General features: G+C 68.2%; 16 protein-coding genes. 4 read left to right on the top strand and 12 right to left on the bottom strand.

What is annotated here, in order from left to right; translation table 11 throughout:
- Positions 1-79 precede the first annotated feature (79 nt).
- From ACFVJ5_RS32000 to ACFVJ5_RS31985, 4 genes are all read right to left on the bottom strand, one after another.
- On the bottom strand, positions 80-1,258 hold the full coding sequence (locus ACFVJ5_RS32000) for an alpha/beta hydrolase family protein (RefSeq protein ID WP_379225940.1): 1,179 nt from the start codon (positions 1,256-1,258) through the stop codon (positions 80-82).
- A gap of 132 nt (positions 1,259-1,390) precedes the next feature.
- Positions 1,391-2,257, bottom strand: coding sequence for an alpha/beta fold hydrolase (locus ACFVJ5_RS31995; RefSeq protein WP_379225938.1), 867 nt, complete (start codon positions 2,255-2,257; stop codon positions 1,391-1,393).
- 73 nt (positions 2,258-2,330) lie between these two features.
- A complete protein-coding gene (locus ACFVJ5_RS31990; protein WP_379225936.1) occupies positions 2,331-3,476 on the bottom strand; it encodes an MFS transporter in 1,146 nt (381 codons plus the stop codon).
- Positions 3,477-3,599: 123 nt separating this feature from the next.
- Complete coding sequence (locus ACFVJ5_RS31985; protein WP_379226035.1) at positions 3,600-3,923, bottom strand: NADPH-dependent FMN reductase; 324 nt, start codon at positions 3,921-3,923, stop codon at positions 3,600-3,602.
- A gap of 257 nt (positions 3,924-4,180) precedes the next feature.
- On the opposite strand from ACFVJ5_RS31985, the gene ACFVJ5_RS31980 reads away from it, so the two are divergent.
- Positions 4,181-4,555 (top strand): hypothetical protein, encoded by a 375-nt coding sequence (locus ACFVJ5_RS31980; RefSeq protein WP_379225934.1) that lies wholly within the window; start codon positions 4,181-4,183, stop codon positions 4,553-4,555.
- Positions 4,556-4,737: 182 nt separating this feature from the next.
- Here the strand turns inward: ACFVJ5_RS31980 and ACFVJ5_RS31975 are convergent, their stop codons facing one another.
- The 4 genes from ACFVJ5_RS31975 to ACFVJ5_RS31960 form a co-directional block, all read right to left on the bottom strand.
- Positions 4,738-5,202: a DUF5130 domain-containing protein gene (locus ACFVJ5_RS31975; RefSeq protein WP_378629927.1), complete on the bottom strand. Its 465-nt coding sequence runs from the start codon at positions 5,200-5,202 to the stop codon at positions 4,738-4,740.
- On the bottom strand, positions 5,189-5,467 hold the full coding sequence (locus ACFVJ5_RS31970) for a hypothetical protein (protein WP_194829561.1): 279 nt from the start codon (positions 5,465-5,467) through the stop codon (positions 5,189-5,191). Before ACFVJ5_RS31970 ends, ACFVJ5_RS31975 begins: the two co-directional genes overlap by 14 nt.
- Positions 5,468-5,541: 74 nt before the next feature.
- Positions 5,542-7,143, bottom strand: a complete 1,602-nt coding sequence (locus ACFVJ5_RS31965; protein ID WP_379225932.1) for an alpha-amylase family glycosyl hydrolase — start codon at positions 7,141-7,143, stop codon at positions 5,542-5,544.
- Between the two features lie 256 nt (positions 7,144-7,399).
- The gene (locus tag ACFVJ5_RS31960) at positions 7,400-7,813 is read right to left on the bottom strand and encodes a globin (RefSeq protein WP_379225930.1); all 414 of its coding nucleotides are present in this window, start codon (positions 7,811-7,813) and stop codon (positions 7,400-7,402) included.
- A gap of 164 nt (positions 7,814-7,977) precedes the next feature.
- Between ACFVJ5_RS31960 and ACFVJ5_RS31955 the strand changes: the two genes are divergently transcribed.
- Positions 7,978-8,691 (top strand): HNH endonuclease, encoded by a 714-nt coding sequence (locus ACFVJ5_RS31955; protein WP_379225928.1) that lies wholly within the window; start codon positions 7,978-7,980, stop codon positions 8,689-8,691.
- 17 nt (positions 8,692-8,708) lie between these two features.
- Here the strand turns inward: ACFVJ5_RS31955 and ACFVJ5_RS31950 are convergent, their stop codons facing one another.
- A complete protein-coding gene (locus tag ACFVJ5_RS31950) occupies positions 8,709-9,278 on the bottom strand; it encodes a helix-turn-helix domain-containing protein (RefSeq protein ID WP_101464034.1) in 570 nt (189 codons plus the stop codon).
- A gap of 67 nt (positions 9,279-9,345) precedes the next feature.
- On the opposite strand from ACFVJ5_RS31950, the gene ACFVJ5_RS31945 reads away from it, so the two are divergent.
- On the top strand, positions 9,346-10,038 hold the full coding sequence (locus tag ACFVJ5_RS31945; RefSeq protein ID WP_379225926.1) for an AzlC family ABC transporter permease: 693 nt from the start codon (positions 9,346-9,348) through the stop codon (positions 10,036-10,038).
- Positions 10,035-10,355 (top strand): AzlD domain-containing protein, encoded by a 321-nt coding sequence (locus tag ACFVJ5_RS31940; RefSeq protein ID WP_379225924.1) that lies wholly within the window; start codon positions 10,035-10,037, stop codon positions 10,353-10,355. The genes ACFVJ5_RS31945 and ACFVJ5_RS31940 overlap by 4 nt, the downstream gene beginning before the upstream one ends.
- A gap of 57 nt (positions 10,356-10,412) precedes the next feature.
- On the opposite strand, the gene ACFVJ5_RS31935 is transcribed toward ACFVJ5_RS31940, so the two are convergent.
- Genes ACFVJ5_RS31935 through ACFVJ5_RS31925 form a run of 3 tightly spaced genes read right to left on the bottom strand, consistent with a single transcriptional unit; the run spans position 10,413 to position 16,445 of the window.
- Complete coding sequence (locus ACFVJ5_RS31935; protein ID WP_379225922.1) at positions 10,413-11,087, bottom strand: hypothetical protein; 675 nt, start codon at positions 11,085-11,087, stop codon at positions 10,413-10,415.
- Positions 11,088-11,091: 4 nt separating this feature from the next.
- Positions 11,092-11,562 carry an acyl-CoA thioesterase gene (locus tag ACFVJ5_RS31930; protein WP_379225920.1) on the bottom strand — a complete coding sequence of 157 codons (471 nt, stop codon included), beginning with the start codon at positions 11,560-11,562 and terminating at the stop codon, positions 11,092-11,094.
- Positions 11,559-16,445, bottom strand: coding sequence for an NAD-glutamate dehydrogenase (locus ACFVJ5_RS31925; RefSeq protein WP_379225918.1), 4,887 nt, complete (start codon positions 16,443-16,445; stop codon positions 11,559-11,561). The genes ACFVJ5_RS31930 and ACFVJ5_RS31925 overlap by 4 nt, the downstream gene beginning before the upstream one ends.
- Positions 16,446-16,529: the final 84 nt, after the last annotated feature.

Below are 16,529 nucleotides of genomic sequence, written 5' to 3'. Positions count from 1 at the left end.
CCGGCTCTTCTGCTCTGGGCGTAACCAACGACCAAGGGGCCCGAAGGCCCCCGCTCGAGCGCGCCAGCGCTCCAGAAACTCAGCGGGTGATGCCGAAGCGGGTGTCTGCCCAGCCGAGCGCGTCGGCGAAGGACGCGGAGACGATCTCGCTGTGGTCGACGTCGTCGTATTTGCGGTAGTCGACCGACTCGCCCCGCCCTTGCTGTTCGGCGACCATCGCATCGGTCGCCTGCAGCGGGACGGTGAGGTCGGATCGGCCTTGCAGTACGAGGACCGGGACGGTGAATCGCAGGCCGCTCGGGTCGTTGTCGTCGAGCACTCGCAGCAGCCCGGAGACGTCGCCGTCAGCGGTGAACACGTCCTTCGCCGACAGGCCGCCCCACTTGTTCTTGTCGCGCAGCCCGCCGGTGCATTCGGAGTCGGCGACCGGCAGCAGCGACTGCGCCCGGCCGGTGAGGAATCGGGCGGGGTCCACATCGGTCACCGTCTGGGCGCCGCGGACCAACAGCGGCAGGTACACCGACACGTCGCCCGTGCCGAGCTTGCCCAGCGGATTCGACGCCGCCCACTTCGCCATCCGCACCTGTTCGCCCAGGTGCGAGGCGGGCGCCAGCGCAATGGCGCCGAGCAGGGGCGTATTCGGCGCCCACCCCGCGGCGTCGACGGCGGCGAACAGGGCCGCGTGGCCGCCTTGTGAATGCCCCATCGCCACCCAGCGCGCGCCGACCGTCTTGTCGATTTCCCTTGCCGCCGTGGCGATATCGGCCATCGCGCGTTGTTCGGTCTCGCCGATCATGTACCCGTGGCCGCCCGGTGTCCCCAAGCCCTGGTAGTCGGTCCTGGCGACCGCGTACCCCTTGGCCACCCAGCGAGCCTGTTCGTCTCTGCTCGGGGAGGAGCCTTCGGAGCGCGAGGCCGCGCAGACATCGGCGACCCCCGTGCTGCCCGGCCCCCAGGAGATGAGCGGCCAACCACCCGCTGGCGCGACGCCTTCGGGCACCGCGAGCGTCCCCGATACCGCGACGGGCTTCTCCTGCGCGTCCAGCGACCGGTACAGCGTCAGGTAGTTGCGGGCACCCGGCACCGCCTGCGCGCCGGTGAGCGGCTGCGCGCGGATCACCGAACCACGCTGTCCCGGAATCGATTCCGCACTGGGGTTGTAGAACGCGGAAAGCGGTGCGGCCGCGGCGAATTCGGCGGGCCTGCTGTCCTGGGCGCAGGCCGGCGCGGACAGCGCCAGGCAACCCGCTGCGATCACCCGAGCAATACGTGCGTGCAAGTTTCCCCCGATACGCCGACGGCCCATGACGTGGCCGATAAACCGCCGACCAGGTTACTCGATGCCGCCCGGACGGCTGGGCGCCCCACGACGCCCAGCCGTCCACCGGACTCAGCCAAGCACCCGGCCGAGGAAGTCACGGATCAGCGCGGCGATCTCGGGCCCGTGCGTCTCCAGCGCGAAATGGCCTGCGTCGAGCAGGTGCAGTTCGGCGTCGGGCAGGTCACGCAGATACGCGCGGGCACCGTCGGCGCCGAAGATCTCGTCGTGGGCACCCCACGCGATGAGCGTCGGCGGCCGGTGCTCGGCGAAATACTTCTGGAAGGCCGGGTAACCGTCGAGGTTGTTCTTGTAGTCGAAGAACAGTTGCAGCTGGATCTCCTTGTTGCCGGGGCGGTCGAGGTAGGCCTGATCGAGGGTCCACGTGTCCGGACTGACGAGTGCGAGCCGGTCGGCCGGAACACCGTGCGTGTACTGCCATTTCGTCGCGTCGAGCTCGAGCAGCTCGCGCACTTCGGGCTCGTGGGTCACGCGATCGTTCGCGTGTGCGAACAGCGCCTCCCAGAACGGAGTGAAGCCTTCGAGGTAGGCGTTGCCGCTCTGGGTGATGATCGCGGTGACCCGCTCGGGATCGCGCGAGGCGATGCGCAGACCGATGGGGGCGCCGTAGTCCTGGATGTAGAGCGCGAATCGATCGATGCCGAGGGTGTCGAGCAGTTCCAGGGTGATCGCGGTGAGTGTGTCGAAGCTGTAGTCGAATTCGTCGACCGGCGGCATCGCCGACTGGCCGAAGCCGAGGTGATCGGGCGCGATCACGTGGTAGTCGTCGGCCAGTGCGGGGATCAGGTTGCGAAACATGGCCGAGCTGGACGGGAAGCCGTGCAGCAGAAGCAGAGTCGGCTTGTCGGAGTCGCCGGCTTCGCGGTAGAAGACCGACCGGCCCTGGATGTCGACGGTGCGGTGGCTTACCTGGTTCATCGTGGATCTCTTTCTGCGTGGGTGATACTCACGCCGAGCCCGGGATCTCCGGAAAGCTCGGCCGGGGCGGGATTCAGACGGTGACCGGTGCGCGACGGCGAACCGGGGTGATCAGGCCGACGGCGACGGCGGTGAATACCAGGCCGAGGGCGAAATAGCCGCGATAGCTGTCGGTGAGGGCGTGCACGACGGTGGCCACGCCGAGCCCGGTGGCGGCGGCGAGCTGGTGGATCACCCACGCGGGCGCCAGCGTGCGACCCATCCGCGCGGGGTCGAGACCACGCGACAGGATGGCCATGGTCAGCGGAATGACGGGGAACGAGGCGATACCGAACAGCACCGCGACCACGACCAGCACCTCGGGCCCCGGCACGAGCACCGCGGGCAGCAGCGCGGCGAGGCGCACCGAATACAGCACCCGCAGTATTGATTCCGGTGGGTGGTGCCACAGCAGCCGCACCATCGCCGCCGAGGTCACCCCGGCCGCCAGCGCGGCCAGCGCCACGAGCCTGCCCGCACCGGCCACCGACCAGCCCTGCTCCACCGCGTGTTTCGGCAGCATCAAGACGACCACGTACAGGGTCGCGGCGTGGAAACCGAAGGACACCAGCACTTTCCATCGGTCGGCCAGCGATTCACCGGCGCCCGCACTGGTCGTCGCCCGCTGATCGGCGGGCAGCAGCACCCACAGCACCGCGGTGACACCCAGACCGATCGCGCCGAGCAGCGCGAACGTGCCGCGCACACCGATCGGGTCGAACAGCGCGGTCGCCGCCCACGGCGTGATCAGCTGGCCGAGATTGATGCCGATCGCTGCCCGTGCCATGGCCGGGCCCACCTGCGGACCGTGTGCCCGCCCGAGCAGGGTGGTCACGGTGAGGGTCGACGACGACGCGAACCCCAGTCCGCCGAGCACCATGTAGGCCGCGACGAACTGCCAGGTCTCGGTCACCGTGGCCAGTACCAGATAGCTGCTCGAGATCAGCGTGAGCCCGCCGGTCAGCACGAGCTTGGGCCCGAGGAGATCGAGCAGCCTGCCGATGCCCTGCTGCGCCAGACCGGTGACCGTGGTGCCCAGCGCGGCGGCCACGGCCAGCGCCGTCGCCGACACCCCGTACGACGCGGCCGTCGGCGCGAAGAACACACCCATCGTGAAGTTGAGCCCGAACGAGACGGTCATCGCCGTCAGCCCCGCCCAGGCAAGATGCTCGCGTCGCATGCCCCTCAATTCCTAACTGTCTATCTTGATTTGAATGGTTATAACAGGAAGATGCCCGGCCCCATTCCCTTCTCGGAAGATCAGTCGTCGGGAATCGATTCGCCGCCGGGTGATCTCACCCGGTCACGACCGGCCCTTCGCCCGGTCGATCTTCACGGTCAACGCCGCGAGCAGACCCCGCAGCAGGTCGATGGTGGTCTCGTCGACCAGGTTGCCCACGTCATCGAAGCGCTCGTGCGACCGGAAAGCGATCACCTCCGGCTTCACCACCACATCGCTCTCGGTCCAGACGAATACCTGCCGCAGTGCGAGTTGCGCTCGGACCGAACCGAATCGGGTCGGCGCGGCGCCCATGATCGCGACCGGCTTGCGCTGTAACGGCAGCCCTTCGGCCTCGGTCCAGTCGGTGCTCACCCAGTCGATGGCATTCTCGAGCACACCGGGAATCGAGTAGATCTCGATGTCGAGGCCCGCGCCGAACTTTTGGGCGGCGCGTAGCGGGGCGGTGTTGTGCGAGTCGGCGCGCAGGCTGCCCGACAGTGCGAGAACGGTGTGGTGGTCATGGTCTGAAACCTATGGCGCGAGTAGGTCGTCCACGGCGGACCGCCGACGCCACACAGCGGACTTTCCGCGCCGGACCGTCCGGTCGGAAATGTTCGAAATTCGCCTGGGGCAGCGGGACTTCCGTCGGCTAGCATCCGCTGATGATCGACGGCACGATTCCGGTACGCACCGCCCGGCTGATCCGGGCGACCGCACTGGGTGCCGGCGTCACCGAGGCCGAGCTGCGCCATCTGCCGGGCCCGGATCCGGCGGGGATCGCCGACGGTCTGGCCCGCATCGTCACCGAATCGACGTGGCGCATCTGGGAACTCGTCGATGCGGCCGACGCCGGTCTGCGCGCGGGCACCGCCGCCGACCACGGCGCCCTGCTCGAATGGGACTACCTGTTCACCAGCGCGCCCACCCTGGCCGAGAGTGTCCGCGCAGCGTTCGATCTACGCGCGCTGGTCACCGATCCCGAGGTCGACTGGACAGTGCACCAGGACGGCCGTCCGGCGCTCCCCACGCCCAACTGACCTTTCTCGACATCGCGGCGCTGCCCACCAGCACCGACCCCCACCTGGGCGTCCTGCTGCGGCGCCGCGCCTTTCGCCGCTGGAACGGCCAGTCCCCCGAAATCTTTCGCCGCGCGTCCGGCGCGTGACACACGAACGGCGCGTTCACCATGCGGTGAACGCGCCGTTCGGACGAGAACGAATTAGCGGCCGATCGCGGCGGCCATCACGCGGGTGGCCGAGATCAGGCCGTCGATCAGGTTGCCCTGACGGAACGAGGCGAGCGCGGCGGTGACGCCGAGCTGGCAGATGCGGTCGTTGGCGCGTTCGGCCACGTTCGCACCGGAACGGACCTCGATCGCGCCCTGGTTCGGGGACACGGCGATGAGCACCGAATCGGCCGACTCCGGGGTGTTCGGCAGGATCGCGTCGGCACCGGCCGCCGGATCGGAGCCGAGGTCGCCGAGGTAGATGTTGAAACGGACCTTGGTGGCGCGGGTCGCCTCGGTAAGCGCGTTGTCGAGGGAGATGCGCTCATGATCGGTGAACGGCACCTCGTCGAACACGGTGCCGGGCTCGTGCACACCGGACACGCGGCCGCTGCTGGTGAGGGCGAACCCGTGCGGCAGGTCGGCCTCGACCACCGCGGGCCAATTAGAACTTGCCACTTGCCCGGCCTCCGATCAGCTCCGCATGCGCGGTTTCGAGAGCCGCATGACTGCCATGCGGCTCGGCGGTGTGGTGCCCCGCCGCGGCGGTCACCTCATCGGTAGCACTCCACAGCACCGGCCGGTGGGTCCACTTCTGCCCGAGTGCGAAGTGGGCCGGCTTCTCACCGGGGAATGGCTTACCGAGATAGGACAAACCCGCGATCGCGAAGTAGATCGCGGCCGGGATGCCGACGAAGATCAGCACTGTCTCGAGAATGCTCACGCACCAACGGTAGACGATGCTGTGTAGTAGTTCATCCTCCGGCTGGCAGTTCCCGCACCGCGTGTCCGGCGCGGCTACACCAACCAGGCCGCCGCGTTCGGTGGCAACCGGTCGTCGGCGACCGGCGCGCTCGACAACAGCACCTCCCCCGGCGGCAGCTGGATCGGGCCCTCGGAGGCGTTGAGCACGCAGATCAGCCCGCCCGGACGACGGAACGCGAGACAGCCGTCGGGACTGCCGTACCACTCGATCCGCTGGCCCGCGAACTCCGGCCGGGTGGCGCGCAGGTCGATCGCCAGGCGGTACAGCGACAGCGTCGAGTGCAGGGTTTCCAGTTGCGCCTCGACGGTGCGGTCGGCCCAGTCGGCGGGAATCGGCAACCACGGCTTGCCCACGGTGAACCCGAACGGCGTGGTCGGGCCCTCCCACGGCATCGGAACCCGGCAGCCGTCCCGGCCACGTTCCTGGTGGCCCGTGCGCTCCCACACGGGATCCTGCAGGACATCGTCGGGCAGGTCGTCGACGTTGGGCAGGGCCAGTTCGGCGCCGTTGTAGATGAACACCGCACCGGGCAGGGCGAGTTCGACCATCAGCATCGCCCGTGCCCGCGCGACGCCGGTCTTGCCGCCGCCGTAACGGGTCACCTCCCGTTCGATGTCGTGGTTGGACAGCGTCCAGGTGGGCGGGGCGCCCGCGTCGGCGACCGCGTCGAGGGAGTGCGTGATCGCGTCATGGACGCCCTGCGCGGTGAAGGGAGTCTCGGCGAGGCGGAAGTTGAACGCCAGGTGCAGCTCGTCGGGGCGGACGTATTCGCCGAAGCGGACGTTGTCGTCGACCCACACCTCCCCGATCGACACCGCGTGCGGGTAGTCGTCGAGCACCGTGCGGATGCGGCGATGGATGGCGTGCACGCCCGGGTTGTTGAAGCGGGGATCGTCGTCGTCGTGGACGAGCATCTTGGTCTCGACCCGGTCCATGTCGGGCAGGCCCTCGGGCTTGGCCATCCCGTGGGCGACATCGAGGCGGAAACCGTCGACGCCACGGTCGAGCCAGAAGCGCAGGGTCTTCTCGAAATCGTCGGCGACCTCAGGGTTGTCCCAGTTCAGGTCGGGTTGTTCGGGCGCGAAGATGTGCAGATACCACTGCCCTGGTGTGCCGTCCGGCTCGGTGATCCTGGTCCAGGCGGGGCCGCCGAAAATGCTCGGCCAGTTGTTGGGCGGCTCGTCCCCGTCCTTGCCGCGACCGTCGCGGAAGATGTAGCGAGCGCGGGCCGGGCTGCCCGGAGCAGCCTCCAGCGCCTCGGCGAACCACGCGTGTTCGATGCTGGTGTGGTTGGGCACCAGATCCATCGTCACCTTGATCTCGCGGTCGTGCGCCTCGGCGATCAACTCGTCCAGCGCCGCCAGTCCGCCGAAGAGCGGGTCGATATCGCGCGGATCGGACACGTCGTAGCCACCGTCGGCCTGCGGCGACCGCATCACCGGACAGATCCACAGCGCGTCGACGCCCAATAGCTCCAGGTACCCCATCTTCTCGCGGACCCCGCCCAGGTCGCCGACACCGTCACCATCGGAGTCGGCGAACGAACGCGGATAGACCTGATAGAACACGGCGGTTTTCCACCACGGAGCGGTGCTTGCTTCCCCCGGCACCGGCGAGGCAGGTGTCTGTGTCACACCCGCAATATTGCCAAAGATCGCCCGCAATATTCCTGCGGGGCGAGACTTTCTGCGAATCCGGCAAATCACCAGCGTTCGCCACGCCACGGCGAAACATCGTGGTAAAGGGCGGCATCGATGCGAAACCGGGCGGCTATCTGCTGGTCATCAGCGAACAGCGGGCACCCGTAGGCTCGAGTGAGCCCTATCAGGGCTCTCGTACCGCTACGGAGCGTTTTGCAGGGAGGCCGCTGGAATGCGGTGTACGCGTGGGTCAGGTCGGCGAATTCTGTAGGGAGGCCGCGGCCATTTGGAAGTAGTCCAGCAGGGCCTTGCGATGTTCGTCGTCCAGGATCGACGGTTCGATCTCACCGACCGCGATCCGCATGCATCGCATCCAGGCGTCGCGCTCGAGCGGCCCGACGACGAACGGATTGTGGCGCATACGCAGGCGCGGGTGCCCGCGCTCGTCGGAGTAGGTACGCGGCCCGCCCCAGTACTGTTCGAGGAACATCCGGAACCGGCGCTCGGCCGGGCCGAGGTCCTCCTCCGGGTACAGCGGGCGCAGGATCTCGTCGGCCGCGACCTCGCGATAGAACACCGACACCAGTCGGCGAAACGTCTCCGCGCCGCCCACGGCTTCGTAGAAGGAGGTCGTTGTCTGCTCACCGGAAGTCACGAGCTCCATTGTGCCCCGATCACCACGGTCACGAACGCGCTGCCCTTCAACCACAGTTCATCCGGAAGTTTGAAAAATAGCCGTGCAATACCGCCGGAACCATGGTCAACTGGGGTCAGTATCGGCCCCAGATACCACATGATCCTGCCAATCATGAAATTGAGGTCAAGAGGATGAAGCAGCGACCGAGCGCCCGTTCACACGAGGCGCGCACGCACCGACAACTCCAGCCCGCCGACGTCCACAACCGTGGCTCGGGGGCTGTTCCGCTGCATATCCTGTCCGATCACCATCCGGGCGCACACGGTCTTCACGACCTGCCGCATATCCCCGCGCCTCTGCATCTCGCCGGAGACCACGACGCCGCCGCATGGCGCAAACGCCGGGTCCTCCTCCTCAACGCCACCTACGAGCCGCTCACCGCGCTGTCCGCGCGTCGCGCCGTCGTGTTGCTGATCTGCGCCAAAGCAGACGCCGTCCACGACGATCCCGAAGGACCGGTCCTGCATTCCGCGGGCTCCGAAGTAGCGATTCCGTCTGTCATCCGCCTGCGCACCTATGTGCGGGTGCCCTACCGCGCCCGCGTGCCGATGACCCGCGCCGCGCTCATGCATCGCGACCACTACCGATGCGGGTACTGCGGCGGCAAGGCCGAGACCATCGACCACGTGATCCCCCGCAGTCGCGGCGGCGAGCACTCGTGGGAGAACTGCGTCGCCAGCTGCGCCCCCTGCAATCACCGCAAGGCCGACAAGATGCTGGCCGACCTGGGCTGGCACCTGCGCCACCCGCTGGTCTCGCCCAAGGGCCCGCATTGGCGGCTGCTGTCCACCACCGCCGATCTGGATCCGATCTGGTTGCAGTACCTCGGCGAAGGAGCTGCCTGACACCGCGCTCGATCGACTCAGGCGCTCTCGATGACCATCGTCGCCCACGTTCCCGGCTCGAGAGCTTCGAAGATGTGCGGGAGATCGCCCAGGTAGCGGATGTAGTCGCCGGGGCGCATCTCCACGGGCTCGTCGGCGGGCCCCGCCATGGCACGGCCCGCCGCCAGCACGACATGCTCGACGACGCCCGGGCTGTGCGGATCCGAGCGACGGGTGTGGCCCGGTTCGGCCGCGATGCGATACACATCACAGCGAGTGTGTGACTGGCCCGCTGCGAGCAATGTCACCCGGTAGTCGGCATCGGCCGAGGGGACCGGCGCGCCCTCGTCGGCGCGGATCACCTGAACGTTGGCCCGCGGCGGGTCCAGCAGCCGGGAGAACGGCATTTCGAGGGCGACGCACAGCGCCCACAGGGTTTCCAGGCTGGGATTGCCGGTGCCCGATTCCAGTTGCGACAGTGTGGATTTCGCGACGCCCGCCCGATGGGCGACCTCGGTGAGCGAGAGACCGGCGCGGGCGCGCTCACGACGCAGCGCCGCGGCGATCACCGCCTGGGGCGGTCCGACGACGGGGTCCTGCCGGTCCATCTACGCCTCCTGAGGGCTGGCGATACCGCGTTGACTTTACCCAGCCCGTGCGTTCAATATAAACAACATGCGTTCGATTTGGCGAACACTCGACCGGAGAACCGTGGCTGCCGTAGCCGCGGCGTGCTTTGCCGTCGGCCTGTTCGGTGTGTCCTACGGCGCGTCGACCATCGCGGCCGGATTCCCGATGTGGATGCCGATCGTGATGGCGGTAACGGTGCTGGCAGGCGGCTCGGAATTGCTGTTCTTCGGGATCGTCGCGGCCGGCGGTAGCCCGCTGGCGGCGGTGGTGGCCGGACTGCTGCTCAACGCGCGCCACCTGCCGTACGGATTGTCGGCGCCCGAGGTGTTCGGGCGCGGCTGGAAGCGGGTGCTCGGCATCCACGTTCTCAACGACGAGTCGGTCGCCTTCGCCACGGCCCCCGGCGATCAGGACCGCAAACGCGCCGCGTACTGGGCCTGCGGGATCGGCGTCGCACTGTGCTGGCCGCTGGGCGCCACCCTCGGCGCGGCGCTGGGTTCGCTCGTGCCCGACACCTCGGCGCTCGGTCTGGACGCGGTGTTCCCGGTGATCCTGCTGGCGCTGATCCTGCCCGCCCTGCGCGATCGGGCTACGTTGCGGCCGGTACTCGTCGGTGCCGGGTTGGCGGTATCGGTCGCCCCGTTCGTACCGGCCGGGCTCCCGGTGCTGATCGCCCTGGGCGGACTGGTCTTCGCCCTACGCCCACCGACCCCCGCCGGCGAACCGGTGGCGGCATGAACGCGCCGTATCTGCTGCCCGCCATGTTGGCGCTCGCCGTGGGCACCTACGCACTGCGATGGACCGGCCCCGCGATGCGCCATCGGCTGCGGCTGTCCCCCAAGGCAATCCATCTCCTGGATACCGGGGCCCTGATCCTGCTCGCGGCACTGGTAGCGACAGCCACCCTGCCGACCGGCTCCGGCCACCTCGGCATCGCCCTACCCGCAGGCGTCGGCGTCGGCGGAGTCCTCGCGTGGCGGCGCGCTCCCCTACTCGTCACCGTGCTGGCAGCGGCCACGACAACCGCACTGCTACGTCTCATCGGCGTGCACTGACCGCCGAGCGACCACGCTGTCCGGGACTACCGCACCCGGGACCCCGATCCACCCAACTCAACTGGGCGACAACGGAATCCCACCACCCAATCGCCGCGCGACAGACCCGTACCGAGCATCCAACCGCAACCACGTGCGAGTAGCGCGAACCCGAACCAACTCCGAAGGCTGAATCCGACGCGACTCCGTCTTCTCCCCCGCATGCGGGATGAAATCCATCGCCGTGAGCGCGAAGACGACGCGCATCGGCACCTGAACCTCGACGTCGCCGGGTCCGGTGACCGTCAGAACCGACTGGTCGAGAAGAGACGCGGGCGGCCCTTTGGGACCGCCGTGTTCGCGCGCCACATCCGCGCCGCGTTCAGCCAGCTCCACCAGGGTGCGCGCCGGAACGTCCTCCACGTGCGTGAAGCCGTCGGTCGGCGGAAGGGCACCGCGCCAAGCGGAGTCCATCGAGTAGCCGAGGTCGATCGGATGGCCGGTACTCAGACCCGCGAGCACCATGTCCGCACCGACGGTGACATCGTCGACACCGAGTTCCGCGGTGATCGTGCGCACCGCTAGGGTCTCGAAACTCGTTGCCACCCATGCTGATACGAGACTGGACCCGCGCCGCCGCAACCGGACGACAGCGGCCGGGTCCAGCCGGAGGGCACGGCTGAGGAAGGTGGCCAGGTTTTCGCGTTCGGCCGGGTCGGGCGTGTGGAGCACCCGCTGTTCGGAGGAGCTCACGAAATCAGGCCCGCCACAGTGCCAGGTAGTCGCGTTCGGACTCGCCGAGCCTGCGCAGCCGCTGGGTGTCGATGTCGAACGCGGCGAGCTGGGTGGTCGCGATGACGGCGGGCGGCGAATCCGGGGCCGCGCCGTTGGCCCGCACCTCGTAGCCGATGGTGAAATCGACCGCGCGCAATTGCTTGACCCACATGGCGATGTCGAGCGGGGTGTCCTCGTGCCGCAACTGCCCGCGGTACTTCACATGAAGGTCGACCAGCACACAGCCCTGCCGTCCCATCGACGCCGTCGGCTTGTCGTCGTCGAACAGCCACGGAATCCGCGCCTCTTCCAGCAGGGTCACCATCCGAGCGTGATTGACGTGCTGGAACACATCCATATCCGACCAGCGGATCTCGACCTTCGCGTGAAAACGCTGCGGCAACACCAGATCCGGTGCGGGCGTGGCGGTGTTGCCGTTCGGCGAACTCGTCACCGTGGTACCTCCGATTGGGCGCCCACCCCGCTCACCATGCTCCGCACCTGTCGCGCGGCAACCGACAGTGTGGCGAGGTCGTGGGTCCCGGACTCGAACAGTTCCGACAGTGCCGCGCGCGCACGGCCCAGCCGGGACTGGTTCTTCGACTCCCAGTATGCAATTTTCTCGTCGGGAGTTTCCTCCGGGTCACCTGCGGACAGCACATCGAGGGTGAGCGAGCGCAACGAACCGTACATGTCGTCGCGCAGTGCGAGCCTGGCCAGCGCGTGCCAGCGATCGCCGCGTTCGAGATGGCTCACCGCCTCGAGCAGCCAGTCGATCTTGAGATGATCGTTGAGCGCGTAGTACAGGGCGCCCACCTCGGCGCCGTCGCGATCGGTGATGTCGGCGATATCGACGATGTCGAGCAGCGGGAACAGCCCGAGCAGCCCGAACACCTCGGTGGCCAGGTCGGTCGGCGCGCCGCGGGCGATCAGCTCGGCGGCGCCCTGGGTGAGGGAGGTGACGTGGTGCCCGCGCAACCAGCCCGGCACCTGCGGCGCCAGTTCCTGCACCCGGCGGTGATAGCGGTTGATCTCGGCGCCGACCGCGATCGGCTGCGGCCGGTTGCTCAGCAGCCAGCGCGATGCCCGGTCCAGCGTCCGCTTGGATTCCAATTCGAGCAGGTCACACACGCCGGCGGCGGCGTCGGCGCCGCGGATGCGCGACCACACGTCATGGAGCTGGAAGATCTCGGTGGCCGCGGCGAACGCGCGCACCGTATCGGTGGTGGTGGCGCCGACCTCTTCGTTGAGACGGTGGGCATAGGTGATGCCGCCGTAATCGACGACCTCGTTGACGATCATCGTGGTGACGATCTCGCGGCGCAGCCGGTGCTTCTTGATGGCGGCACCGAACTGTTCCCGCAGCGGCGTCGGGAAGTACAGGGGCAGCTTCCTCGCGAAATAGGCGCTGTCGGGCATGTCGGTGTCGAGCAGGTCGGCCTTGAGCCCGAGCTTCACGTGCGCGAGCAGGTTGGCCAGTTCGGGTGAGGCGAGCCCGGCGCCCTCCTCGCCACGGCGCGCCAGCTCGGCGGTCGACGGCAGCGCTTCGAGCTCCCGGTCGAGGCCGCGGCGCTGTTCGAGGTCGGCGATCACGCGGCCGTGCACATTGAGCATCTGGGGCGCGTCGGTGCGGGCGATACCGATCAAGGTGTTCTGATCGACGTTGTCCTGCAACACCATTCGAGCGACCTCGTCGGTCATCGAGGCCAGCAGCGGATTGCGGTCGGCGGGCGCGAGACCACCCGCGCTGACCACGCCGTCGAGCAGGACCTTGATATTGACCTCGTGGTCGGAGCAGTCGACACCCGCGGAGTTGTCGAGTGCGTCGGTGTTCATCTTGCCGCCCGCACGGCAGAACTCGATCCGGCCGAGCGCGGTGGCGCCCAGGTTGCCGCCCTCGCCGACCACCTTGACCCGCAATTGGTTTCCGTTGACGCGCACCGCATCGTTGGACTTGTCACCCACCTCGGCATTGGATTCGGTGCTCGCCTTCACGTAGGTGCCGATGCCGCCGTTCCACAGCAACTGCACCGGCGCGAGCAGGATCGCGCGCACGAGCTCCGGCGGCGAGAGCGTCTGCACCGAGTCGGGCAGGCCGAGCGCCGTCCGCGCCTGCGGCGAGATCGGCACCGACTTCACAGTCCGTTCGAATACCCCGCCGCCCTCGCTGATCAAGCTCCGGTCGTAGTCGGCCCACGAGGAGCGCGGCAGCGCGAACAACCGTTCACGTTCGGCGAAGGAGCTCGCGGCGTCGGGGTTCGGGTCGAGGAAGATGTGCCGGTGGTCGAACGCGGCGACCAGCCGGATGTGCGACGAGAGCAGCATGCCGTTGCCGAACACGTCACCGCTCATGTCGCCGACGCCGACCACGGTGAATTCCTGGCTCTGGGTGTCGATGTCCATCTCACGGAAATGGCGTTTGACCGCTTCCCACGCGCCCTTGGCGGTGATACCCATCGCCTTGTGGTCGTAGCCCGCCGAGCCGCCGGAGGCGAAGGCGTCGCCGAGCCAGAAGCCGTAGCGCGTGGCCACATCGTTGGCGATATCGGAGAAGCTGGCGGTGCCCTTGTCGGCGGCGACCACCAGGTAGGTGTCGTCGCTGTCGCGGCGCACCACCCGATCGGGCGGCAGCACCGCGCCGGTGGCCAGGTCGACATTGTCGGTCACGTCGAGCAGCCCGGAGATGAAGGTGCGGTAGCAGGCGATGCCCTCGGCGATACTCGCCTGGCGGTCGACCGCCAGGTCACCGACCGGGGCGGGCGGACGCTTCACCACGAAACCGCCCTTGGCGCCGACCGGCACGATCACCGCGTTCTTCACCGCCTGCGCCTTCACCAGACCGAGGATCTCGGTGCGGAAGTCCTCGAGCCGGTCGGACCAGCGCAGGCCGCCACGCGCCACCGAGCCGAACCGCAGGTGCACGCCCTCGACCCGCGGCGAGTACACGAAGATCTCGAATTGCGGTCGCGGCTTGGGCAATTCGGCGATCTCACGCGGCTCGACCTTCAGTGCCAGGTATTCGCGCGGGCGACCCTCGGCGTCGAGAACATAGTTGTTGGTTCGCAGCGTGGCCTTGATCAGGCCGAGAATGGCGCGCAGGATGCGGTCGGCGTCCATGCTGACCACCTCGTCGATGCCGGCCCGCACCCGCGTCTCGAGCTCGACGGCGGCCTCGACGGAGACGGTGGCCGGATCGAAGCGGGCGGCGAACAGGTCGACGAAATCGCGCGCGACCTCCGGATGGGCCAGCAGCACCCGGGCGATATTGACCTGGGAGTACGGGAATCCTGCCTGCTGCAGGTATTTCGCGTACGCGCGCAGGATCGCGACCGACCGCCACGGCAGGCCTGCACGCAGCACGAGTTCGTTGAGGCCGTCGGCTTCGGCCCGGTCGTACCAGACCGCCTCGAAGGCGTCGGTGAACCGGGTACGCAGGGCGTCGAGATCGCCGGGGGCTTCGAGCAGTGCGGCGTCGAGATCGCCGCCCAGTGCGTTGCGCAGCAGCTCCGGGCGGGCCTGCAAGCCGAAATCGTAGATCCAGCGCTCGGTGCCGCCTTCGTGTTCGAGCTGGTAGGGCCGTTCGTCGACCACCTCGACACCCAGGCTCTGCAAGACCGGGAGCACCTGGCTCAGCGAGACACCGGAACCGGCGATGTAGAGGCTGAAGCGCCACGAACCGGGCGCCGCTTCGGGCCTGCGGTAGAGGTGCTGCCTGATGCCACCTTCGGTGAGTCGCTCGAGGCGCACGATGTCGGCCAGCGCGCGGGCGGGGGCGAAGTCCTCTTTGTAACTTTCGGGCAGTGCCTCCGAATACCGTTTGACCACAGCGGGATCGAGCACGGTGGAGGAGGCGACCGCGTCACCGATCCGGTCGTCCCAGCTGTGGCTGGCCGCGTTGAGCAGGCCCTGCAGCCGCAGCCGGTTGTCCTCGGAGGTGTCGGGGCCTGGCTCGCCGGTAGCCTCGGCGGGCATCATCACCGTGAAATACACACTGGCGAGCTCACTTTCGCTCACCCGCGCCGAGTAGTCGATATCCACGCCACCGAGTTCGGCGACCAGGATCTCCTGCATCTCCAGGCGTACGGCGGTGGTGTAGCGATCGCGCGGCAGATACACCATGCAGGCCACGAAGCGGCCGTAGCCGTCGCTGCGCAGGAAGAGCCGGACCTGCCTGCGCAGGCCGACGCCGAGCACCGCGACAGCGGTGCGGCGCATGGTCTCGGTGTCGGCCGAGAACAGTTCGGTGCGCGGGAACGACTCGATCACCTCGAGCATCGCCTGCCCGGAGAAGGAGTCCTTGTCGAAACCCGCGCCCTCGATCGCGGTCCGCACCCGGCGATTGATCACCGGGATGTCGAGCACGTTCTCGTGCACCGCGCTGACGGTGAACACGCCGATGAACAGGTGCACACCCACCTCGGCGCCCGTCTCGTCGACATCGGCGACACCGACGAAGTACGGGTACACCGAGCGGTGCACCGTCGCGCGCACCAGGCCCTGGGTGAGCAGCAGCAACGGGCGGTCTTCACCGTTGATGGGCACTTTGAAATCGGTGCCGACATCGGGGCGGAGCACACCCAGGCTCGCACCGGGCACCACGGTGGACACCGTGTGACCGTCCTCGACGCCGCGCCGGTAGTGGGCATAACCCAGCAGGGTGAAGTTGCCCGCGGCCAGCCACCGCAGCAGCTGGGCACAATCGGCCACATCGACGCCGGGGAACGGCGTGGAGCCCTGGGCGGCGGACCGGTCGAGCGCGTCGGCGAGCGAGCTCTGCACCGCGGCCATGGCCTCGGTGTCATCGATCACCTGGCGGACGTCGTCGATCACCTCGGGCATGGTGCGTTCGATGTGGTCGAGCTGGGCCCGGCCGGTCGACGGGTGCAGCTGCAGGTGCATCCACGATTCGGTCAGCCCGGTCGCACCGTGGCCGTCCACCTCGTGCGCCGCGGCGCCGGTGAGATGGCCCTCCTCGTCGCGGATGACCTCGAAGATCGGGTGGATCACCTCGGAGACGCTCACCTGCATCCGGCCCAGCGCCGCGGTGATCGACTCCACCAGCAGCGGCATGTCGTCGGTGACGACCTGCACCGCGGCGCCCATCCCGGTCCCGTCGTCGGGATGGTGCACCCGCACGCTGGCCTTACCCGGCATCCGCACAGCGGCCAATTCCATGTGGTGCCGGAAGATCTGGGTGATTCCGGGGATCGGGAAGTCCACGTCACCGGCATCGACGTGTCGGAAATACGCCTCCTCGAGAGTCGCGAGATCGCCGCGCAAGCTCTGCGGCATTCCCGCGGCCCACGCCGCGCTGGAGATTTCCGACGAGACCGTCATCGTTTAGCCCACTCCCATGGATTGTGGTTCGCTTCGATTTCGCAACGCAGGTGACGCATTTTCGAGACTAGCTCCGGCTACTCG

This window comes from Nocardia sp. NPDC127606 (assembly GCF_042671725.1).
GTDB lineage: Bacteria > Actinomycetota > Actinomycetes > Mycobacteriales > Mycobacteriaceae > Nocardia.
Note: the sequence above shows the minus strand (reverse complement) of the source record. Positions and strands in the feature narration are given on the sequence as shown.